The sequence below is a fragment of the Streptomyces sp. NPDC101132 genome (genome assembly GCF_044759225.1).
GTDB lineage: Bacteria > Actinomycetota > Actinomycetes > Streptomycetales > Streptomycetaceae > Streptomyces.
In genome coordinates, this window is record NZ_JBIVYX010000002.1 from 664268 (window position 1) to 685511 (window position 21244).

The window sequence follows — 21244 nt, forward strand, 5'->3', positions numbered from 1 at the left end:
GGAGCGGCTCCCGGACCTCCAGGCAGCCTCGGACGCGGCACCGGCCCTGACCCGGAGCCCGTGTCCTCCGCGGGGACCGCCGTCGTCCCGCCCCCCGGGCCCGCCCCGGGGGTGCGGCGGTCCCCGCGCCAGACCCCGGCCCCGGACCCGGCGCGGCCCGCCGAGCCGGACCCGCGCAGGCGCGGGATCCCCCGCGGAGGTCAGCCCTCCGCGTCGCGGCGCCAGGACTTCGCGGCCGCGCAGAAGTTCACGCCGAGGATGCCGCCCCAGGCCACCAGCAGCCCCCCGATGCCCGCGTTGGCGACCCCGATCGCCGACAGCGGGACCGCCAGCACCAGGCTGAGCGCCGCGAACCCGTACCGCGCGCCGAACCCCCGCAGGTCGGGGCCCTGGTCCGTGCCGCGCGCGGCCGCGACGCGCTGCTCGGCCAGCCGGCGCGTGAGCTGTACGTCGACCTTGTCGAGGAAGGACTCGACCAGCGCGGGCTCGTACTCCGGACCGAGGTCGCGGCGGGTCTGGAGCGTCGCCTCCAGGTCCTTCTTCAGCACGTCCTTGTCCACCGCGTCCATGACGACCGTCCTCCTCGGGTGCCCGGGCGCCCGGGTCTCCGGGTGCCCACGTCCGCCACGGTAGGAAGGACCGCATTCCGGGTCACTGGGGCCAGCACCCCTATCCGCCCCTCGGTCGCCGCTTGCCGTGCTGCATAGATGCATGCACAGTGCAGGGTGACTGAATGGATGGGAGGGGCGGATGAGTGACAGCCCGGCAGCGCGGCTGCAGAAGCTGTTCGAGGGGCACCGCCTGACGCCGACGCAGCGGCGGATCGCCCACTGCATGGTGCGCGGTGCCGCCGACGTGCCCTTCCTGTCGAGCGTGGAGCTCGCGGAGCTGGCCGGCGTCAGCCAGCCCTCGGTGACCCGCTTCGCGGTGGCGCTGGGCTTCGACGGCTATCCGGCGCTCCGGCGCTACCTGCGCGAGGTGGCCCCGGCCGCGGCACCGCCCGAGACCGGCGCGGAGGACTCGTACAACTCCTACCAGCAGGCCGTGCAGGCCGAGATCGACAACCTGCGGCACCTCTCGGCGATGCTGGCCGACCCGGCGCCGGTCGAGGAGGCCGGACGCCTGCTGGCCGCGTCCCGCCCGCTGCCCGTGCTCGGCCTGCGGGCCGCCTCGTCGCAGGCCCGCGGCTTCGCGTACTTCGCGGCCAAGGTCCACCCGGACGTACGGCTGCTGGACGAGGGCGGCTCGATGCTGGCCGACCGGATCGACGCGTCCGTCCGGGCCGGCGCCACGGCGCTGTTGTGCTTCGCGCTGCCGCGCCATCCGCGGGAGGTCGTCGAGGCCCTGGAACACGCACGGGACGCCGGCCTGACCGTCGTCACGGTCGCCGACTCGGCCTTCGCCCCGGTGGCCCGCGTCTCGGACCTCCTCATCCCGGCCGCGGTGGGCACCGGCCTGGCCTTCGACACGGCGTGCTCGCCGATGCTGCTGGGCCGGGTGCTGCTGGAGGCGATGGCCGACGCCCTCCCGGACGCGCAGGCACGCCTGGAGGAGTTCGACGCGAAGGCGGCGGCCCGGGGCCTGTTCGTCGATTAGGGCCTGTCTTTCGGATCAGGCCGGATCAGGGAGCGGGGCCTGGTGCGTGCGATCGCAAGGCGGAGGAGGGAGTCAACGCGGAGCGTTGGCGACCGACGACAACGCGGCGAGCGTGCGTGCCAGGCCCCGCGAGCCCGGCGTGATCCGAAAGACAGGGCCTACGGCCGCCGGTGGTGGCCCCGGCCGCCAGGCCCGGCACGGCCCGCCCCGGCCCCTGTCCTACGGCAGCCCATGCCGCTGCCCCGCCCACGCCCTACAGCAGCGCGTCCCGCTGCCCGCCTCCCGCCTCCGCCACGATCGACGCCGCCCCCTGCGCCTCGCGCACCAGCGCGAAGCGGACGCCGGTCCCGTCGACCATGAAGCCGTGGACGGCCGGGCGCGGCAGGCTGTTGTAGCCGTACGGGGTGGCGAAGCAGTACGCGCCCGTGTCCGGTACGACGACCAGGTCGCCCGGCGCCAGTTCCGGCAGCGCCCGCCCCGCGGCCAGCAGGTCGCCCGCGAAGCAGGCCGGGCCCGCGACGTCCTGGACCACCGGCGGTCCCTCCTTCGGGGTGCCCTTGGCGTCGTACGCCAGCACCCGCAGCGGCCAGGCCTCCGGCACGTACACGGTCCGCGTGGCGAGCTGGACGCCCGCGTGGGTGACCGCGATGGCCCGGCCGCCCGAGGCCTTGGTGTACTCCACCCGGGTGACGACGAGCCCGTGCCTGGCCAGCAGTGACCGCCCGAACTCGGTCACCAGCCCGTAGCCGCCGCCGAACAGCTCCGGCGCGGCGGACCGCAGGGCGCCGACGTACTCCGCGTACGTCGGGGACCCGGTGCCGGAGGTGAAGTCGACCGGCAGCCCCCCGCCGATGTCGAGGGTGTCGACCTGGCGCCGCCCGGCCGCGGCGTTGATCTCCCCGGCCAGGGCGTGGACCTCCCGTACGCCCTCCGCCATCCGGGCGAGCGGCACCCCCTGGGAGCCGGAGTGGACGTGCAGCCGGGTGAGCCAGGGACGGTCCCGGTACGCGGCGACCAGCCACTCCCGCATCCCCGCGTCCCGCAGCGCGAAGCCGAACTTCGAGGTGGCGGTGGCGGTGGACAGCGCGCCGATCGCACCCGCCCCGGTCTGTGGGTTGATCCGCAGCCCCAGCGGCGAGCGGGTCGGGGCCGAGCCCACCAGGGCGTCGAGCCGGGCCAGCTCCTGGGCGTTGTCGGCGTTCACCGCGATGCCCAGCGCCAGCGCCTCCCGCAGCTCGGCCGGCGTCTTCGCGGGGGAGTCCAGCACGGTCCGCTCGGGCGGCACCCCGGCCGCCCTGGCCAGTGCCAGCTCCCCGGGGCTGGCCACCTCGCAGCCCAGCCCGGCGTCGGCCAGCAGCCGCAGCACCGGCACCAGGGGCGCGGCCTTCACCGCGAAGGCGTGCAGCACGGGCGTGCCGGCGGGCAGGGCAGTGGCGAAGGCGGCGGTCAGGGCGGCGGCCGACGCGCGGATCCCCGCCACGTCCAGCAGGCACACCAGCGGCTCGTCACCGTCCCCGCCGCCGATCAGTCCCTGGTCGACGGCGGCGCGTACGGCCAGGTCACGGCGTACGACGGCGTCCTGCGCGGAGCTTTCCGGTGCCCGGTCTGCGGCCATGGGACCCAGCCAATCACCGGGGAGTCCCCCGCGCAGCTGTTGACTGAATCTATTCAGCCCGCCAGGATGTGAATGGATTGACCAACATCCTCAGGAGGCAACGCCATGTCAGGACCCCGCCCCGTACGTGCCGCGCGCGGTACCGAGCTCAGCGCCCTGGGATGGCAGCAGGAGGCCGCCCTGCGGATGCTGCAGAACAACCTCGACCCCGAGGTGGCCGAGCACCCCGACAAGCTCGTCGTCTACGGCGGCACCGGCAAGGCCGCCCGCGACTGGCGCTCCTTCGACGCCATGGTCCGCACCCTGCGGACCCTCAAGCAGGACGAGACCATGCTGGTCCAGTCCGGCCGCCCGGTCGGCGTCATGCAGACCCACGAGTGGGCCCCCCGCGTCCTGCTCGCCAACTCCAACCTGGTCGGCGACTGGGCCAACTGGGAGGAGTTCCGCCGCCTGGAGCACCTCGGCCTGACCATGTACGGCCAGATGACCGCCGGCTCCTGGATCTACATCGGCACCCAGGGCATCCTCCAGGGCACGTACGAGACCTTCGCCGCCGTGGCCGCGAAGAAGTTCGGCGGCACCCTGGCCGGCACCATCACCCTCACCGCCGGCCTCGGCGGCATGGGCGGCGCCCAGCCGCTGGCCGTCACGATGAACGACGGCGTCGCGATCTGCATCGACGTCGACCCGCGCGCCATCGAGCGCCGCATCGAGCACCGCTACCTGGACGTCAAGGCCGACGACCTCGCCCACGCGCTCCGGCTGGCCACCGAGGCCCGCGACGCCCGCCGCCCGCTCTCCATCGGCCTCCTGGGGAACGCCGCCGAGCTGCTCCCGCAGATGCTCGCCGAGGGCGCCCCGATCGACATCGTCACGGACCAGACCTCCGCCCACGACCCGCTGTCGTACCTGCCGGTCGGCGTCGCGTTCGAGGACATGGCCGACGCCGCCGCCAAGGACCCGGCCGGCTTCACCACCCGCGCCCGCGAGTCGATGGCCAAGCACGTCGAGGCCATGGTCGGCTTCATGGACGTCGGCGCCGAGGTCTTCGACTACGGCAACTCGATCCGCGGCGAGGCCCAGCTGGCCGGCTACGACCGCGCCTTCGCCTTCCCCGGCTTCGTCCCCGCCTACATCCGCCCGCTGTTCTGCGAGGGGAAGGGCCCCTTCCGCTGGGCCGCCCTGTCCGGCGAGGCCTCGGACATCGCCAAGACCGACAAGGCGATCCTGGAGCTCTTCCCGGAGAACGAGTCCCTGCACCGCTGGATCAAGATGGCCGGCGAGCGCGTCCACTTCCAGGGCCTGCCCGCCCGCATCTGCTGGCTCGGCTACGGCGAACGCGACAAGGCCGGCGAGCGCTTCAACGACATGGTCGCGAGCGGCGAGCTGGCCGCCCCGCTGGCCATCGGCCGCGACCACCTCGACTGCGGCTCGGTGGCCTCCCCGTACCGCGAGACCGAGGCCATGCTGGACGGCTCCGACGCGATCGCCGACTGGCCGCTGCTGAACGCCATGGTCAACGTCGCCTCCGGCGCCTCCTGGGTCTCCCTGCACCACGGCGGCGGCGTCGGCATGGGCCGCTCCATCCACGCCGGCCAGGTCACCGTCGCCGACGGCACCCCGCTGGCCGGCGAGAAGATCCGCCGCGTCCTCACCAACGACCCGGGCATGGGCGTCATCCGCCACGTCGACGCCGGCTACGACATCGCCGAGTCGGTCGCCGACGCCAAGGGCGTCCGCGTCCCGATGCGCGAGGGTGACTCCGCGTGACCTCGTCCGACGACCGGTCCCCGGCCCCCGCGCCGGGGGCCGGGGCCTCGTTCCACACCATGTGGGACGAGCTCCGGCCCATCGGCCGCAACGCAGACACCGGCGGGTACCGCAGGTACGCCTGGACCGGGGCCGACCGGGACTGCCGTGACTGGTTCCGGGCGCAGGCCGAGTCCCGCGGCCTCGTCTACGAGGTGGACCGCAACGGCAACCAGTGGGCCTGGCTCGGCGACCCCGCGGCCGGCGACGCCGTCGTCACCGGCAGCCACCTGGACTCCGTTCCCGACGGCGGCGCCTTCGACGGCCCCCTCGGCGTGGTGTCCTCCTTCGCCGCCCTGGACGAACTCCGCGCCCGCGGCGCCCGCTTCACCAAGCCCCTCGCCATCACCAACTTCGGCGACGAGGAGGGTGCCCGCTTCGGCCTGGCCTGCGTCGGCTCCCGGCTCGCGGCGGGCCGGCTGACCAAGGAGCAGGCGTACGCGCTGCGCGACGCGGACGGCACCAGCCTCCCGCAGGCCATGGCGGCCGCCGGGTACGACCCGGAGACCATCGGGCCCGACCCCGAGCGGCTGGCCCGCATCGGCGCGTTCGTCGAGCTGCACGTGGAACAGGGGCGCGCCCTGGACCTGTCGGGCGACCGGGTCGGCATCGCCTCCGCGATCTGGCCGCACGGCCGCTGGCGGTTCGACTTCCACGGCGAGGCCAACCACGCGGGCACCACCCGCCTGGTGGACCGCCGCGACCCGATGCTCACGTACGCGCAGACCGTCCTGGCCGCCCGCCAGGAGGCCGCGCTCGCCGGCGCCGTCGCCACCTTCGGCAAGATCGCCGTCGAGCCGAACGGCGTCAACGCCATCCCCTCCCTCGTCCGCGGCTGGCTCGACTCCCGGGCCGCCGACCAGGCCACCCTCGACACGGTCGTCACCGCCATCGAGAAGGCCGCGCGGGAGACCGCCGAGCGCGACGGCATCGACCTCTCCATCGTGCGCGAGTCCTTCACGCCGGTCGTGGAGTTCGAGCACGCCCTGCGCGACGAGCTGAACCGGATCCTCGGCGGGCAGGTCCCCGTCCTCGGCACCGGGGCGGGACACGACGCCGGAATCCTCTCCGAGTCCGTCCCGACCGCGATGCTGTTCGTACGCAACCCCACCGGCGTCTCCCACTCCCCGGCCGAAACCGCGGCCGAGGACGACTGCGTCGCCGGTGTCCTCGCCCTCGCCGACGTACTGGAAGGTCTCGCATGCCGGTGACCACTCTCTGGCTGGAGCACGCCTGGCTCGGCACCCATGTGGAGCCGGGCGTCGCCCTGGACGTGGCCGACGGCCGCATCACCGCCGTCCGCACCGGTACGGAGGTGCCGCCCCCTGGCGCAGAGGTGCTGCGCGGGCTGACGATTCCAGGCTTGGCCAACAGTCACAGCCACGCCTTCCACCGAGCTCTGCGCGGCACCGTGCAGGTCGGCTCGGGGACCGGATCACCCCCACATCCGCGGGGAACGCGCGCGGCGGAAGACATGGGGCGTGCGCCGGATTCGTTCTGGACGTGGCGCGAGGTCATGTACGGCGTGGCCCGGAAACTCACCCCGGAGAACTACTTTTCGCTCGCGCGTGCGACGTACGCGGAGATGGCGCTGGCCGGCATCACCTCGGTCGGCGAGTTCCACTACGTGCACCACGCCCCCGGCGGCACCCCGTACGCCGACCCCAACGCGATGGGCGAGGCGCTGATCGCGGCCGCCGCCGAGGCCGGCATCCGCATCACCCTGCTCGACACGGCGTACCTCTCCTCCGGTTTCGGCGAGGCCCCGAACGCGCACCAGCTGCGCTTCTCGGACGGCACCGCGGAGGCCTGGGCGGAGCGCGCGTCGGCCCTCAAGGAACGCGAGCACGCCCGGATCGGCGCCGCGATCCACTCCGTACGGGCCGTCCCCGCGGACCAGCTGTCCACCGTCGCCCGGTGGGCCGAGGAGCGGCAGGCCCCGCTGCACGTGCACCTCTCGGAGCAGCCCGCGGAGAACGACGCCTGCCTGGCCGCCCACGGCGTCACCCCGACCCGCCTGCTGGCCGACCACGGCGTCCTCGGCCCGCGCACCACCGGCGTCCACAACACGCACCTCACGGACGCGGACATCGCGCTGCTCGGCGGCACCACCACGGGCACCTGCATGTGCCCGACCACCGAGCGCGACCTCGCCGACGGCATCGGCCCGGCCGTGCGCCTGCAGCGGGCCGGCTCGCCGCTGTCGCTGGGCAGCGACAGCCACGCGGTGATCGACCTGCTGGAGGAGGCGCGGGCCATGGAGCTCAACGAGCGCCTGGCCAGCCGGACGCGCGGCCACTGGACCGCCGCCGCGCTGCTGCGGGCCGCCACCGCCGACGGCCACGCGGCGCTCGGCTGGTCCGAGGCCGGCACGATCGAGGCGGGTGCGCTGGCCGACCTGACGACGATCGCGCTGGACTCGGTCCGCACGGCGGGCCCGCTCCCGCGTCTGGGCGCGGAAACGGCGGTCTTCGCGGCCACCGCCGCCGACGTCCGGCACGTCTTCGTCGGCGGCCGCCAGGTCGTCCGTGACGGCGCCCACCAGTCCGTCCCGGACGTCCCGTCGGCCCTGGCCGAAGCCATCGCCGCCGTCCGCAGCTGAGGAGTTCCCCCACCCGCCCATCCTCCGTTCCCCGGGGCTCCGGGAAGGGGCGGGGTGGGGGACTGCCAACGCCCTGAGAGGAACCCGCATGACCACCACCCTCATCAAGAACATCGGCAGTCTCGTCACCAACGACCCCGCCCAGGGCGACGGCAGTCGCCTCGGCCTGGTCGGGGACGCGGCAGTCGTCCTCGAAGGCGACCGCGTCGCATGGGTCGGCCCCACCGCCAAGGCCCCGTCGGCGGACGCGTCGTACGACGCGGAAGGCCGCGCCGCGATCCCCGGCTTCGTGGACAGCCACAGCCACCTCGTCTTCGCCGGCGACCGCACCCAGGAGTTCAACGCCCGGATGTCCGGCCGCAGCTACTCCGCCGGCGGCATCCGCACCACCGTCGCCGCCACCCGCGCCGCCACCGACGCGGAGCTGGAGGCGAACCTGCTGCGCCACCTCCACGAGGCCCGCCGCCAGGGCACCACCACCTTCGAGACCAAGTCCGGGTACGGACTCACGGTCGCCGACGAGGCCCGCGCCCTGCGCGTCGCCGCCGCCCACACCGACGAGGTCACCTACCTCGGCGCGCACATCGTCAGCCCCGACTACGCCGACGACCCGGCCGGCTACGTGGCCCTCGTCACCGGCGAGATGCTGGACGCCTGCGCCCCGTACGCCCGCTGGGTCGACGTGTTCTGCGAGAAGGGCGCCTTCGACGGCGACCAGGCCCGCGCCATCCTGACCGCCGGCAAGGCCAAGGGGCTCGTCCCGCGCATCCACGCCAACCAGCTCAGCTTCGGTCCGGGCGTCCAGCTGGGCGTCGAGCTCGGCGCGGCCTCCGCCGACCACTGCACCCACCTCACCGACGCGGACGTCGACGCGCTCGCCAACTCGGACACGGTGGCCACCCTGCTGCCCGGCGCCGAGTTCTCCACCCGTGCCCAGTGGCCCGACGCCCGCCGGCTGCTGGACGCGGGAGCCACCGTCGCGCTCTCCACGGACTGCAACCCCGGCTCCTCGTACACGAGTTCCATGCCCTTCTGCATCGCGCTCGCCGTCCGCGACATGGGGATGACGCCGGACGAGGCCCTCTGGTCGGCCACCGCCGGCGGCGCCCGCGCCCTGCGCCGGACCGACATCGGCACCGTCACCCCCGGCGCCCGCGCCGACCTGGCGCTCCTCGACGCGCCCAGCCACGTGCACCTCGCCTACCGCCCCGGCGTCCCGCTGGTCTCGGCGGTCTGGCAGCGGGGCGCGCGGGTGGCGTAGCCGCGACGGGCGGCGCGGCCCCCGTACGACCGCCAGGACGAGCCGGACGGCACCCGCCGATCCGGCTCGTCCTTTGTCTTCCCTCGGCAGGGCCCCGGGCGTACCTTGAGCGCCCAATCTGATGTGTCGTCAGTAACTTCGGTCCGAGGGGAACTCAGAGGTGTCCACGCAGAAACGCTCCGCCGCGCTCGCGCTGGCCGCGGCACTGGCCGGTTCGGCGGTACTGATGGCCGCCCCCGCCGCCCACGCCGACGTCGTCGACGTCAAGTACGACTGCAAGACCCCGATCGGGCCGAAGTCCGCGGTCTCGCCCATCGACATCACCGCCGTCAGGAACGGCGACTCCTACACGCTGACGATGTCCTTCCGGAAGGGCGTTTCCTCCAGCCCCATCGAGCTGGGCAAGGGCGCGATGAACCCCAGCGCCGTCATCCGGGTCGGCGGCGCCGAGACCGGCACGGTCGCCGTCTCGGGACCGCCCAACGCCGTGGCCGCGCCCGCCAACACGCCCATCAAGATCAGCGACCTGTCGGGCACCTACACCCCGAAGAAGAGCGGCACGGTCACCTTCACCGCGGACGTCCTCACCATCAAGGCGATGATGACCGAGACCACCTGCACCCCCGGCAACAGCCCCGGCCCGTCCCTCCGGATGGACGTCACCGCCGCGGGCGGGGCCAGGCCGCAGACCGCCGAGAAGGCCGCCACCCTGCCCCGGACCGGGCCCATGGACTCCGCGCTCGCCCTCGGCACCCTCGGCGGCACCGTCCTGCTGAGCGGCGCGGCCGGGGTCCTGTGGCTGACCCGGCGCGGCCAGGGATCGCGGGTCTGACCGGCGCCGCCGCACGCCACGACGCCGATCCGCGACAGGGAGACCCGTACATGCCGTCGCGCCGCAGCCGGCCAGCCTCACTCGTCACGCTCGTCACGTCCGCCGCGGTGGTGCTCCCGGCCCTGCTCTGCCCGCACCCGGCCGGTGCCGCCCCCGCCACGGGCCCGGCGGTCACCGCCGCCCGGCCCGCCACGGCCGCGGCGGTGACCGCCGCCCCGCCCGCCACCGCCCTCCGGGGCCCCCTGCGCGACCCCGGCGGCCCGGGCTGGACCGCGCGGCCCGCCGCCGGGCCGGCCACCGAAGGCGCCGAGGGGCGCCCGTACTTCTACCTCGAAGGCGCCCCGGGCACCGTGCTGGAGGACCGCCTGGCCCTCGACAACCCCACCGGCGAGACCCGCACGGTCACCCTCCGGGGTGCCGACGCGTACAACGCCGAGGGCGGTGCCCTCGCCGTCCGCCCGGCCCGGGAGACCCGCGCGACCGGGAGCTGGGTGAGCTTCGGCGCGCCACCGGCCACGGTCCGGATCCCCCCGCACACCCGCGCGGTCGTGCCGTTCACCGTCACCGTGCCGGACGGCGCGGCGCCCGGGGACCACCCGGCCGCCGTGGTGGCCGCCGAGGGCACCCGGGAGGCGGCCGTCCGGGTCCAGCTGCGCGTGACCGGCCCGGCCCTGTCCGCGCTGACCGTCGAGGACGTCGCCGTCACCGGCGAGGGCGCCGCGGGCCGCATCACGTACGCCCTGGTCAACCGGGGCAACACCGCCGTGGTCCCGGAGCTCGCGGTCGCCGCCGAGGGCCTGTTCGGGGACCTGCCCGACGGCCGCGCCCACCCGCTCGGCCTGGAACTGCTGCCCGGCCAGCGGGTCGAGCTGACCGAATCCTGGCCCGGGGCGCCGGTGTTCGGGTCGGCGGACGTGACGCTGACCGTCACCGCCGCCGGGGGAGCGCGGGCCGAGGGGAGCGCGTCCGCGTGGTTCGTGCCCTGGGGCGCGCTGGGCTGGACGGGTGCCGGCGTGCTGGTCCTGGCGGGCACCGCCGCGGCCGCCGCCCTGCTCGTACGTACCACCAGGTCCCGGCGCACGGAGGCGCCGGGGGACGGGGTGCGGGCCGGACGGCCCGTACCGGAAGCCGAGTTGACGGGAGCGGTCAGGTGAGCGGCAAGCTCGGGTACGGGTCTGCGGCCCGGCGTGCGCTGGCGGGAGCGGCCGCGCTGGTCGCCGTACTGGCACTGCTCTGCGCCACGGCACCGGCGGCCGGCGCGGCCCCCGCGGAGGGGAAGCCGACCGTCGAACTCTCCCTCCCCGAGGTCGCCAAGGGCACGGAGGTCACGGTCGCGGGCACCGGCTGGCGCCCCAGGACCCTGCTGATGCTGCTGGTCTGCGGCCAGAACATGATCGGCGGCACCAACACCTGCGCCAACGCCGACGGCCGCGCCGTCACCACCGACGACGCCGGACGCTTCGGCAAGCAGCTGCCGGTGGTCGCACCGCCCAAGCCCTGCCCCTGCGTGGTGCACGTGGCCACGGTGACCGGGGACCAGGCCGCCGTCGACGCCGCCGTGAAGATCACCGACCACCCGGTGGCCGCGCTGCCGTCCGCGAGCGGCAGCGCCCGGCTCGCGGTGCTGGCGGCGGCCCGCCTGGAGGGCGACGACGGGATCCTCACCTGGTTCGGCGCCCCGCCGAGCCGGAGGCTGGTCGTCACGGTCGGCAACCTGGGCTCCGCCCCGGTGAAGGACCCGCTCTTCCAGATCGGCACCTCCCACGGGGTCTTCGCCCCGGTCTGGGAGGAGCGCCAGTGGAAGGGCACGGTCGGGCCCGGCCAGAAGGCGCGGGTCGCGCTGGAGGTGACGCTCGGCGCGGGCGCGTACGGCGACCACACCGTCTATCTCAAGTACGGGGAGAAGACGCTGGTCACCCAGCCCTGGGGGGTGGACCGCCCGTACGGCGTGACGCTCTTCTGGATCCTGCTCTGCCTGGTCGTCCCGGCCGGGATCTTCCGCATCGGCATGGCGGTCGTCGACCGCGTCCGGCCCGGCGGCGCGGCCCCCGGAGGCCGGCACCGGGGGAGTGCCCGGCTGCCGGAGGGGGCGGCCGCGGTCACCGCGAAGCTGCCGCGGATCCCGGCGGCCGGCCGGCGGTCCGGTCCGGCCGGCGGTACGCCGCCCGGCGCGGCGGCCGTTCCGGGCGGCACGGCCCCCGACCCCACGACCACCACGGCGGTCCTGCCGTGGTTCGCCCCGGACACCGCGCCGGGGGCACCGAACCGGGCCCCTCGGGAGCCGGCCGCGCAGGAGGCGGCGGCACCGGAGCCGGCCCCACCGCACGGATCCGCCCCCCACGGGTCCGTCCCACAGACATCCGCACCGTCTGAGAACCGTCCGACAACGAAGGGACAGTCGTGAAGACCCAACGGAGGGTAGGCGCGGCCGTGGCCGCGCTCGTGCTCGGCGGCGCGGGCATCGTCATGGTGGCCTCGCCCGCCCAGGCCGCCGAGGTCACGTTCAAGGTCAGGTGTGTGCCGCCCGCGGGCGGCGGCGACCCGGTCGAGGGCGAGACCACCGCGAAGATCACGGCACCCGCCTCGGCCAAGGTGGGCGACGAGGTGGACGTGAGCTGGGAGACCGTCAAGCCCGCGTCCAACAACACCGACCTGATGGACATCCCCAAGGACTCGGTCAAGCCCACGGGCTGGATCGCCCTGGGCGGCGGGGGCGAGCTGAAGGTGGAGGGGGAGAAGAAGAACCCCCCGATCCCCAAGAAGGCCCCGATGCAGATGTCCGTGATGAAGGGGAAGCTGAAGCTCACCAAGGCCGGCAAGGTCACGCTGACGCCGGGCAAGTACGACGTGGCCGTCACCTTCTCCTTCGGCACCTTCGTGACGAAGTGCGCGCCCACGGGCTCGGTGGGCGTGGGCGCCACGATCGACGTGTCCGGGGGTTCCAGCGGCGGCACGACCTCGGGCACCACCTCGGGGACGACGTCCGGCACGACCTCCGGCACGACGTCGGGCACCACGTCCGGCACCACGTCGGGCACGACCTCCGGGACCACGTCCGGTACGACGTCGGGCAGCACGTCCGGTACGACGTCGGGCAGCACGTCCGGCACGACCGCGGGCACCACGTCCGGGACCACCTCCGGGACCACCTCCGGCACCACCTCCGGCACCACGGCGGGCTCCGGCGGCGGTGACGGCGGCAAGACCGACTTCCCGGGCAAGCCCGTCCAGGTCGCGTACGACTGCGGCGCGGTCGTCCCCGGCGGCATCAAGACCCCGGTGACCGTCAACGCCAGGAAGAACGGCGGCGGCTACGACCTCACGGTCAAGACCGCCAAGGGCGCCATGGCCAGCCCGATGGACCTCCCCGCGGGCGCGCTCAAGCCGCTGATGGACATCAAGCTGGGCGGCGCCGACAGCGGCGCGGTCCGGGTCTCCGGCCCCGCCAACTCGGCGCCCATCCCCAAGGGCAGCCCCGTCTCCCTCTCCGACATGACCGGCACCTACAAGCCCGGCAAGACCGGCAAGGTGACGCTCAGCCCGGACACCCTCACCATCGAGGTCCGCATGGCGGCGGGCGCCACGCCCATCACCGTGCCCTGCAAGGCGGCCAGCTCCGGCGTCTCCCTGGAACTGGACACCGCGGCGCAGCCGGGCGGCTCCGCCGGCACCACCGGCGACAAGTCCGGCGGCACCACCGCCGGCCCGCCCCTGGCCGAGACCGGCGCCGAGGACGACGCCGCGCTCAGGGCGCTCGGCCTGGTGGCCGGCACCGTGATCCTGCTCGGCGGTGCGGTCTTCGCCTTCACCCCGTGGCGACGCCTGCGCGGCACCCGCTAGCCGCACCCGCCGGCCGCCCCGCGGCCGGCGCACCCGCGGCGGGACGCGCGAAGGCCCCGGCACACCAGGTGTGCCGGGGCCTTCCCGTACGAGTGCCGCCCTCGGGGGTCCGGGCGTGACCTCGGTCTCAGGTCAGTGCACGTCGCCCATCAGGGCCTGGACCTTCTTGCGGTACATGAAGACCGCCAGACCCGCGATCACCGCGAGCGAGGCCTGCAGGGCGATGATGCCGATGCCGTTCAGGTCCACGCCGGCCGTCGACAGCAGACCGGTGGTGCAGTCACCGGCGGTGACGGCCAGGAACCAGACGCCCATCATCTGGGAGGCGTACTTCTGCGGCGCCATCTTGGTGGTCACGGACAGACCCACCGGGGACAGGCACAGCTCACCGATGGTCTGGATCATGTAGATCGAGACGAGCCACATCGGGGAGACGGTGCTGCCGCCGCCCGCCATGTTCATCGGGACGATGAAGACGAAGAAGGAGGCGCCGACCAGGACCAGACCCATCGCGAACTTCACGATGGTGTTCGGCTCCTGGTTCTTGCGGGCCAGCCACAGCCACAGCCAGGCGAAGACCGGGGCCAGCGCCATCACGAACAGCGGGTTCAGCGACTGGTACCAGGTGGCGGAGAAGCCGAGCCCGAAGACGGTGTCGGCGGTCTTGGAGTCCGCGAACAGCGACAGCGTGGAGCCACCCTGGTCGTAGATCATCCAGAAGACGGCGGCGGCGACGAAGAACCAGATGTAGCCGGTCATCTTCGACTGCTCGGTGGTGCTCAGGTCCTTGTCGCGCTTGATCTTCGTCAGGACCGCGATCGGGATGAGCAGGCCGGCCAGCATCAGCGGGACCATGGCCCAGTTCAGGGTGTACATGCCCAGGGCGACGACACCGGCGTAGAACACGGCGACGACCAGGGCACCCAGGCCCACGCGGGTCAGGACGGTCCGGCGCTCCTCGGGGGAGAGCGGGTTCGGGACCACGGAGCTCTTCGGGCTCAGGTGGCGGGTGCCGAACAGGAACTGGGCCAGACCCAGCGCCATGCCGAGCGCGGCGAGCGCGAAGCCCAGGTGCCAGTTGTACTCCTTGCCGACCGTGCCGATGACGAACGGAGCGACGAAGGCACCCAGGTTGATGCCGATGTAGAAGAGGGTGAAGCCACCGTCACGGCGCGGGTCCTCGGGACCGTCGTACAGGTGGCCGACCATCGTCGAGATGTTGGCCTTCAGCAGACCGGAGCCGATCGCGACCAGGATCAGGCCGGCGAAGAACGCCGCCTGGCCCGGCAGGGCCAGCGCCAGGTGACCACCCATGATCACGAAGCCGGCGATGGTGACGGTCTTGCGGGCGCCCCAGACGCGGTCGCCGAACCAGCCGCCCGGCAGGGCCATCAGGTAGACCATCGACACGTACACGGAGTAGATCGCCGTGGCCGTCGCCGCGGTCATCGCCAGGCCGCCGCCCTGGCTGCCCTTCGCCATGTCCGCACCGCCGGAGACGATGTAGTACACGAGGAGGGCGCGCATGCCGTAGTAGGAGAAGCGCTCCCACATCTCGGTCATGAACAGAGTGGCCAGGCCGCGGGGGTGGCCGAAGAAGGTCTTCTCACCGGGGGTGCCGGCGCGGTCCTTCGTCAGGCTTGACGCCATGGTCGTTCCTTGCTTGCTCGGGACGCGCTTCGCTTTGTGGGCGGTATCGCGCCTCGTGAGGTACGGCCGACAGGGAGCGCCGTCGCTCCCGATGGTCCGGTCCGCAGTTCTTTGCGCTGCACAGAAATAGAGACCTTCAGCGAGCAATTACGCATAAAGGTCCACCGTCAGTGCATCAGATGTCTCGCCACCATACGACACGACAGTGCCGGATATGGAAGGACTTGAGATATGGATCACAGGATTCCAGGGAACCGTTTGGCCACATTCGAAGGAGATCAAGAGCCATAAGACCAGATATCCAGGCCTGCGCGATCACACTCCAGGGTGTGCCGCCGTCGGACTACCATCACCCACATGACGCGTGTACTGCTCGCCGAGGACGACGCATCCATCTCGGAGCCCCTGGCCCGCGCCCTGCGCAGGGAGGGCTACGAGGTCGAGGTCCGCGAGGACGGACCCACCGCCCTCGACGCCGGACTGCAGGGCTCCGTCGATCTGGTCGTGCTCGACCTCGGCCTGCCGGGGATGGACGGGCTGGAAGTGGCCCGCCGCCTGCGTGCCGAAGGTCACGGCTTCCCGATCCTCGTGCTGACCGCGCGCGCGGACGAGGTGGACACGGTGGTCGGCCTCGACGCGGGCGCCGACGACTACGTCACCAAGCCGTTCCGCCTGGCCGAGCTGCTCGCCCGGGTACGGGCCCTCCTCCGGCGCGGTGCCACCGAGCCGGCGCAGCCCCCGGCCACCCACGGCGTGCGCATCGACGTCGAGTCGCACCGGGCCTGGATGGGCGAGGAGGAGCTCCAGCTCACCGCCAAGGAGTTCGACCTGCTGCGCGTCCTGGTCCGCGACGCCGGCCGCGTCGTCACCCGCGACCAGCTGATGCGCGAGGTCTGGGACACCACCTGGTGGTCCTCCACCAAGACGCTCGACATGCACATCTCGTGGCTGCGCAAGAAGCTGGGCGACGACGCCGCCAACCCGCGGTACATCGCCACCGTCCGCGGCGTCGGCTTCCGCTTCGAGAAGAGCTGAACCCGCACGCCGCACCCGCTGAACCCCGCTGAACCACCCACGATGAGGTCATGCGCCGCCGTCTGATCAATTCCACGCTCGCCGTGGTGCTCGTGGTGATCGCGGTCTTCGGGGTCTCCCTGGTGATCGTCGAGACCCGGACGATCACCAACAGCGCCCACGACAGCGTCGAGTCCGAGGCCCAGAGCCTGCTCGGCACCGTCGAGACCAAGGTGCTGGAGAAGGAGGCCCTGGACCCGGCGGCCCTCGCCGACCAGCTCGACGCGGGCCGGCACGCCGTGGTCGTCGTCCCCGGCAGCCCCGACCTGGAGATCGGCCCGCCGCCCGAGGGCGGCGCGATCACGGCCACCGCCCGGGGTGACCAGGGCGTGGCCGTCACCGTCGAGGAATCCCGCTCGATCGTCACCCGCGAGGTCGGCCGCACCCTCCTGGTGGTGGGGGCCGTGGCGCTGCTGGCCGTCGTGGCCGCCGTACTCCTCGCCGTACGCCAGGCCAACAAGCTGGCTTCCCCCCTGACCGACCTGGCCGAGACCGCCGAGCGGCTCGGCTCGGGCGACCCCCGGCCGCGCCACAAGCGGTACGGGGTGCCCGAGCTGGACCGGGTCGCGGACGTGCTGGACGCCAGCGCCGAGCGGATCGGCCGGATGCTGACCGCCGAGCGGAGACTGGCCGCCGACGCCTCCCACCAGCTGCGCACCCCGCTGACCGCGCTCTCGATGCGGCTGGAGGAGATCACCGTCACCGAGGACCTGGAGACGGTGCGCGAGGAGGCCTCGATCGCGCTGAACCAGGTGGAGCGGCTCACCGACGTGGTCCAGCGGCTGCTGACGAACTCGCGCGACCCCCGGACCGGCTCCGCCGTCCCCTTCGACGTGGACGAGGTCGTCAAGCAGCAGGTGGAGGAGTGGCGCCCGGCCTACCGCAGCGAGGGCCGCGCCATCGTCCGCTCCGGCAAGCAGGGCATGCGGGCCGTCGGCACCCCGGGCGCCGTGGCCCAGGTGCTCGCGGCACTGATCGAGAACTCGCTCATGCACGGCGGCGGCACCGTCGCCCTGCGCACCCGGGTGACCGGCAACCAGGCCGTCATCGAGGTCACCGACGAGGGCCCCGGCGTCCCCGCCGATCTGGGCAACCGGATCTTCGAGCGGGCCATCAGCGGCCGGAACTCCACGGGCATCGGCCTGGCCGTCGCCCGGGACCTCGCCGAGGCCGACGGCGGCCGGCTGGAGCTGATCCAGGCGCAGCCGCCGGTCTTCGCGCTGTTCCTCAGCCGTACGGCGCCCGACCGCCCCGCCGACCGCGAACCCACGGTCCGCTAGGACCGCCGCGCCACCGCGGCAGTCGGCTCGCGGGACTAGCGCCCGGCCCGGACCTTCGGCCGGTGCCCGGAGCGCGCCGCGGCACGGGCCGCGGGGGCCGGCGTACCGGACCCGCCGGCGGCCGGGGACCCGGCGGACGGCACGGGCGTGGTGGCCGGCTGCGGCACCGGCATGGCCCGGAACACCCAGGTCCGGTAGGACCAGAAGCGGAAGGCCGTGGCCACCGCGATGCCCAGGAACTTGAAGACGTTGCTCTGCAGCGGGCTGTCCCAGCCCAGACCGTAGGTCGCCGCGTACAGCAGACCGTTCTCGATCACCAGGCCGACCGCGCTGAACAGCAGGAACAGCGTCATCTCGCGGGTCCGGCCGCTCTTGTCGCGGTCCCGGTACGTGAAGTAGCGGAAGCCCACGTAGTTGAACGCGATGGCGACCACCGTCGCGATCACGCTCGTGCGCACGACCTGGAGGTCGGTGGTGTGCCGGAGGAGGTTGAACACGCCCAGGTTGACCAGCAGACCCAGGCCGCCGACCGCTCCGAACTTGGCGACCTCCCGTGCGAGCCCACGTGCCCGCCCGATGAGGTCCGCCCGCTTGGAGGCGCTCATGGTGATCGTTCAGCCCCTGTCGGTCGATGGCGTCGACTCGAATGCGTCAACCCCGTCATGGTAAGCGGCGACCCGCGGGTACGCCCGTGGCTCGCTGAACACGCGGCACGACCTGCGTGACCGCCCGTTCACCCTGTGCTGACCAGGGCGGCCGGGTCTCGGACCCGTCCCGAATGGCGGATACCCTGGAGGAGTGACGTTCCCGGTAGTCGGCATGGTCGGCGGCGGTCAGCTCGCCCGCATGACCCACGAGGCGGGCATCCCCCTCGGCATCAGATTCAAGATCCTCAGTGACACCCCGCAGGACTCGGCGGCCCAGGTGGTGAGCGACGTCGTCATCGGCGACTACCGCGACCTGGACACCCTCCGTGCCTTCGCGCGCGGCTGTGACGTGGTCACCTTCGACCACGAGCACGTACCCACGGAGCACCTGCGGGCCCTGGAAGCGGACGGAATCCCCGTCCGCCCGGGGCCCGACGCGTTGGTGCACGCCCAGGACAAGGGGGTGATGCGCGCCAGGCTCGACGAGATCGGCGCGCCCAGCCCCCGCCACCGGATCGTGGCCGATCCGGCGGACGTGGTGGCCTTCGCGGACGAGGTCGGCGGGTTCCCCGTCATCCTCAAGACCGTGCGCGGCGGCTACGACGGCAAGGGCGTCTGGTTCGTGCGCACCGCCCAGGACGCGGAGGCCCCCTTCAAGGCGGGCGTCCCGGTCCTCGCGGAGGAGAAGGTGGACTACGTCCGCGAGCTCGCGGCCAACATCGTCCGCTCCCCGCACGGCCAGGCCGTGGCCTACCCCGTCGTGGAGTCCGTCCAGGTGGACGGCGTCTGCGACACGGTCATCGCCCCCGCCCCGAACCTCCCCGAGGCCCTCGCGGGCGAGGCCCAGACGCTGGCCCTGCGCATCGCCTCCGAACTCGGCGTCGTCGGCCACCTCGCGGTCGAGCTCTTCGAGACCACCGACGGCCGGATCCTCGTCAACGAGCTGGCCATGCGCCCCCACAACTCGGGCCACTGGACGATGGACGGCGCGGTCACCTCGCAGTTCGCCAACCACGTACGCGCGGTCCTGGACCTGCCGCTGGGCGACCCGCGCCCGCGGGCCCCCTGGACCGTGATGGCCAACGTGCTCGGCGGGGACTACCCGGACATGTACCAGGCGTACCTGCACTGCATGGCCCGCGACCCGCAGCTCAAGATCCACATGTACGGCAAGGACGTGAAGCCCGGCCGCAAGGTCGGGCACGTGAACACCTACGGCGACGACCTGGACGACGTGCTGGAGCGCGCCCGTCACGCTGCCGGCTACCTCAGGGGAACAATCACCGAATGAGCACCTCTCCTCTTATCGGCATCGTGATGGGTTCCGACTCGGACTGGCCCGTCATGGAGGCCGCCGCCCAGGCGCTGGACGAGTTCGAGATCCCCTACGAGGTCGATGTCGTGTCGGCCCACCGCATGCCGCGCGAGATGATCGCGTACGGCGAGCAGGCCGCCGACCGCGGCCTCAAGGCGGTCATCGCGGGCGCCGGCGGCGCCGCCCACCTCCCGGGCATGCTCGCCTCGGTGACCCCGCTGCCCGTCATCGGCGTCCCCGTACCGCTCAAGTACCTCGACGGCATGGACTCGCTGCTGTCGATCGTGCAGATGCCGGCGGGCGTGCCCGTCGCCACCGTCTCGGTCGGCGGCGCGCGCAACGCCGGCCTGCTGGCCGCCCGCATCCTCGCCACGCAGGACGCGGACCTGCTGGCCCGGATGAAGGAGTTCCAGCAGGAGCTCAACGACCAGGCCACGGAGAAGGGCAAGCGGCTGCGCAACAAGGTGGCCGGCCAGGAGTCGTTCGGATTCGGCAAGTGAGCGCGGCCGCGCGGCTCGCGGAGGCCCGCGAGCTGCTCGCCGAGCACCCGGTCGTCGACGGCCACAACGACCTGCCCTGGGCCCTGCGCGAGCAGGTCCGCTACGACCTCGGGCGGCGCGACATCGCCGGCGACCAGTCCGGGCACCTGCACACCGACATCCCCCGCCTCCGGGCGGGCGGCGTGGGCGCGCAGTTCTGGTCGGTCTACGTGCGCTCGGACTTCGCGGGCGACACGGCGGTCAGCGCCACCCTGGAGCAGATCGACGCGGTGAACCAGCTGATCGACCGTTACCCGGGTGACCTGACCCGGGCCCTGACGGCCGACGACATGGAGAAGGCCCGCAAGGAGGGCCGGATCGCCTCCCTGATGGGCGCCGAGGGCGGCCACTCCATCAACAACTCGCTGGCCACCCTGCGCGCACTGCACCGGCTCGGGGTCCGCTACATGACCCTGACGCACAACGACACCATCGACTGGGCGGACTCGGCGACCGACGAGCCCCGGCACGGCGGCCTCACCGACTTCGGCCGCGAGGTCGTCCGGGAGATGAACCGCGTCGGCATGCTCGTGGACCTCTCCCACGTGGCCGCCACCACGATGCGGGACGCCATCGCCGCCTCCACCGCGCCGGTGATCTTCTCGCACTCCTCGTCCCGGGCGGTCTGCGACCACCCGCGCAACATCCCCGACGACGTGCTGGCGCTGCTGCCGGCCAACGGCGGCGTGGCGATGGCGACCTTCGTGCCGAAGTTCATCCTCCCCGAGGCGGTGGCCTGGACGGCCGCGGCCGACGAGAACATGCGCGCCCACGGCATGCACCACCTGGACACCACCGCCCCGGCGATGGCCGTCCACCGGGCCTTCGAGGCGGCCAACCCCCGCCCCGTGGCCACCGCCGCCACGGTCGCCGACCACCTCGACCACATGCGCGAGGTGGCCGGCATCGACCACATCGGCATCGGCGGCGACTACGACGGCACCGCCTTCACGCCGTCCGGTCTCGACGACGTGGCCGGCTACCCGAACCTGGTCGCCGAGCTGCTGCACCGCGGCTGGTCGCGCGCCGACCTCGCGAAGCTGACCTGGTCGAACGCGGTACGCGTGCTGCGGGACGCCGAGTCGGTGGCCGCCGCGCAGGCCCACGTACCCCCGTCGAACGCGGTACTGCCGGCCCCCGCTCCGTAGCGGCGGCGTGGTGTGTGGCGTTCGGGCGTTGACCCG

18 protein-coding genes are annotated in these 21244 nt (G+C 73.4%); 14 read left to right on the forward strand and 4 right to left on the reverse strand.

Going from position 1 to position 21244, the window contains the following annotated elements:
• Positions 1-200: 200 nt before the first annotated feature.
• On the reverse strand, positions 201-569 hold the full coding sequence (locus ACIQUR_RS07305; protein WP_403659665.1) for a hypothetical protein: 369 nt from the start codon (positions 567-569) through the stop codon (positions 201-203).
• A gap of 181 nt (positions 570-750) precedes the next feature.
• On the opposite strand from ACIQUR_RS07305, the gene ACIQUR_RS07310 reads away from it, so the two are divergent.
• A complete protein-coding gene (locus tag ACIQUR_RS07310; protein ID WP_403659668.1) occupies positions 751-1596 on the forward strand; it encodes a MurR/RpiR family transcriptional regulator in 846 nt (281 codons plus the stop codon).
• Between the two features lie 253 nt (positions 1597-1849).
• Here ACIQUR_RS07310 and ACIQUR_RS07315 read toward each other — a convergent pair whose 3' ends face one another.
• A complete protein-coding gene (locus ACIQUR_RS07315; RefSeq protein ID WP_403659671.1) occupies positions 1850-3211 on the reverse strand; it encodes a diaminopimelate decarboxylase in 1362 nt (453 codons plus the stop codon).
• 105 nt (positions 3212-3316) lie between these two features.
• Between ACIQUR_RS07315 and hutU the strand changes: the two genes are divergently transcribed.
• The 8 genes from hutU to ACIQUR_RS07355 all read left to right on the forward strand — a co-directional run bounded on the left by hutU (position 3317) and on the right by ACIQUR_RS07355 (position 13555).
• Positions 3317-4981 (forward strand): urocanate hydratase, encoded by a 1665-nt coding sequence (hutU, locus tag ACIQUR_RS07320; RefSeq protein WP_403659674.1) that lies wholly within the window; start codon positions 3317-3319, stop codon positions 4979-4981.
• A 59-nt stretch (positions 4982-5040) separates the two neighbouring features.
• On the forward strand, positions 5041-6231 hold the full coding sequence (locus ACIQUR_RS07325; RefSeq protein WP_403659859.1) for an allantoate amidohydrolase: 1191 nt from the start codon (positions 5041-5043) through the stop codon (positions 6229-6231).
• Positions 6222-7622 carry a formimidoylglutamate deiminase gene (locus ACIQUR_RS07330; RefSeq protein WP_403659677.1) on the forward strand — a complete coding sequence of 467 codons (1401 nt, stop codon included), beginning with the start codon at positions 6222-6224 and terminating at the stop codon, positions 7620-7622. Before ACIQUR_RS07325 ends, ACIQUR_RS07330 begins: the two co-directional genes overlap by 10 nt.
• A gap of 88 nt (positions 7623-7710) precedes the next feature.
• Positions 7711-8883: an imidazolonepropionase gene (hutI, locus tag ACIQUR_RS07335; RefSeq protein WP_403659680.1), complete on the forward strand. Its 1173-nt coding sequence runs from the start codon at positions 7711-7713 to the stop codon at positions 8881-8883.
• A 160-nt stretch (positions 8884-9043) separates the two neighbouring features.
• A complete protein-coding gene (locus ACIQUR_RS07340) occupies positions 9044-9715 on the forward strand; it encodes a peptidase (protein ID WP_403659683.1) in 672 nt (223 codons plus the stop codon).
• Between the two features lie 50 nt (positions 9716-9765).
• On the forward strand, positions 9766-10869 hold the full coding sequence (locus tag ACIQUR_RS07345) for a hypothetical protein (RefSeq protein ID WP_403659685.1): 1104 nt from the start codon (positions 9766-9768) through the stop codon (positions 10867-10869).
• Positions 10866-12119 (forward strand): hypothetical protein, encoded by a 1254-nt coding sequence (locus ACIQUR_RS07350; protein WP_403659688.1) that lies wholly within the window; start codon positions 10866-10868, stop codon positions 12117-12119. Before ACIQUR_RS07345 ends, ACIQUR_RS07350 begins: the two co-directional genes overlap by 4 nt.
• 26 nt (positions 12120-12145) lie before the next feature.
• Positions 12146-13555, forward strand: a complete 1410-nt coding sequence (locus tag ACIQUR_RS07355) for a hypothetical protein (RefSeq protein WP_403659690.1) — start codon at positions 12146-12148, stop codon at positions 13553-13555.
• A 132-nt stretch (positions 13556-13687) separates the two neighbouring features.
• Here ACIQUR_RS07355 and ACIQUR_RS07360 read toward each other — a convergent pair whose 3' ends face one another.
• Entirely contained in the window at positions 13688-15205 is a 1518-nt protein-coding gene (locus ACIQUR_RS07360; RefSeq protein WP_403659694.1) for a peptide MFS transporter, read from the reverse strand.
• Positions 15206-15562: 357 nt separating this feature from the next.
• Here ACIQUR_RS07360 and ACIQUR_RS07365 point away from each other — a divergent pair, with 357 nt between their 5' ends.
• Together ACIQUR_RS07365 and ACIQUR_RS07370 are read left to right on the forward strand one after the other, a co-directional pair.
• On the forward strand, positions 15563-16240 hold the full coding sequence (locus ACIQUR_RS07365) for a response regulator transcription factor (protein WP_399950063.1): 678 nt from the start codon (positions 15563-15565) through the stop codon (positions 16238-16240).
• 50 nt (positions 16241-16290) lie between these two features.
• Positions 16291-17559, forward strand: coding sequence for an ATP-binding protein (locus ACIQUR_RS07370; RefSeq protein ID WP_403659698.1), 1269 nt, complete (start codon positions 16291-16293; stop codon positions 17557-17559).
• A 35-nt stretch (positions 17560-17594) separates the two neighbouring features.
• On the opposite strand, the gene ACIQUR_RS07375 is transcribed toward ACIQUR_RS07370, so the two are convergent.
• On the reverse strand, positions 17595-18164 hold the full coding sequence (locus ACIQUR_RS07375; protein ID WP_403659701.1) for a GtrA family protein: 570 nt from the start codon (positions 18162-18164) through the stop codon (positions 17595-17597).
• Between the two features lie 193 nt (positions 18165-18357).
• Here ACIQUR_RS07375 and ACIQUR_RS07380 point away from each other — a divergent pair, with 193 nt between their 5' ends.
• Genes ACIQUR_RS07380 through ACIQUR_RS07390 form a run of 3 tightly spaced genes read left to right on the forward strand, consistent with a single transcriptional unit; the run spans position 18358 to position 21208 of the window.
• Complete coding sequence (locus ACIQUR_RS07380; protein WP_403659704.1) at positions 18358-19497, forward strand: 5-(carboxyamino)imidazole ribonucleotide synthase; 1140 nt, start codon at positions 18358-18360, stop codon at positions 19495-19497.
• Positions 19494-20021, forward strand: coding sequence for a 5-(carboxyamino)imidazole ribonucleotide mutase (purE, locus tag ACIQUR_RS07385; RefSeq protein WP_403659707.1), 528 nt, complete (start codon positions 19494-19496; stop codon positions 20019-20021). The genes ACIQUR_RS07380 and purE overlap by 4 nt, the downstream gene beginning before the upstream one ends.
• Positions 20018-21208, forward strand: a complete 1191-nt coding sequence (locus tag ACIQUR_RS07390; RefSeq protein WP_403659710.1) for a dipeptidase — start codon at positions 20018-20020, stop codon at positions 21206-21208. Before purE ends, ACIQUR_RS07390 begins: the two co-directional genes overlap by 4 nt.
• Positions 21209-21244 lie beyond the last annotated feature (36 nt).

Excerpts from the sequence above, each read along its gene's own strand:
- ACIQUR_RS07345 (WP_403659685.1), top strand. The coding sequence starts at position 9,766 with ATGCCGTCGCGCCGCAGCCGGCCAGCCTCACTCGTCACGCTCGTCACG.
- ACIQUR_RS07330 (WP_403659677.1), top strand. The coding sequence starts at position 6,222 with ATGCCGGTGACCACTCTCTGGCTGGAGCACGCCTGGCTCGGCACCCAT.
- ACIQUR_RS07310 (WP_403659668.1), top strand. The coding sequence starts at position 751 with ATGAGTGACAGCCCGGCAGCGCGGCTGCAGAAGCTGTTCGAGGGGCAC.
- ACIQUR_RS07315 (WP_403659671.1), bottom strand. The coding sequence starts at position 3,211 with ATGGCCGCAGACCGGGCACCGGAAAGCTCCGCGCAGGACGCCGTCGTA.
- ACIQUR_RS07365 (WP_399950063.1), top strand. The coding sequence starts at position 15,563 with ATGACGCGTGTACTGCTCGCCGAGGACGACGCATCCATCTCGGAGCCC.
- ACIQUR_RS07375 (WP_403659701.1), bottom strand. The coding sequence starts at position 18,164 with ATGAGCGCCTCCAAGCGGGCGGACCTCATCGGGCGGGCACGTGGGCTC.
- ACIQUR_RS07370 (WP_403659698.1), top strand. The coding sequence starts at position 16,291 with ATGCGCCGCCGTCTGATCAATTCCACGCTCGCCGTGGTGCTCGTGGTG.
- hutI (WP_403659680.1), top strand. The coding sequence starts at position 7,711 with ATGACCACCACCCTCATCAAGAACATCGGCAGTCTCGTCACCAACGAC.
- ACIQUR_RS07360 (WP_403659694.1), bottom strand. The coding sequence starts at position 15,205 with ATGGCGTCAAGCCTGACGAAGGACCGCGCCGGCACCCCCGGTGAGAAG.
- hutU (WP_403659674.1), top strand. The coding sequence starts at position 3,317 with ATGTCAGGACCCCGCCCCGTACGTGCCGCGCGCGGTACCGAGCTCAGC.
- ACIQUR_RS07325 (WP_403659859.1), top strand. The coding sequence starts at position 5,041 with ATGTGGGACGAGCTCCGGCCCATCGGCCGCAACGCAGACACCGGCGGG.
- purE (WP_403659707.1), top strand. The coding sequence starts at position 19,494 with ATGAGCACCTCTCCTCTTATCGGCATCGTGATGGGTTCCGACTCGGAC.
- ACIQUR_RS07305 (WP_403659665.1), bottom strand. The coding sequence starts at position 569 with ATGGACGCGGTGGACAAGGACGTGCTGAAGAAGGACCTGGAGGCGACG.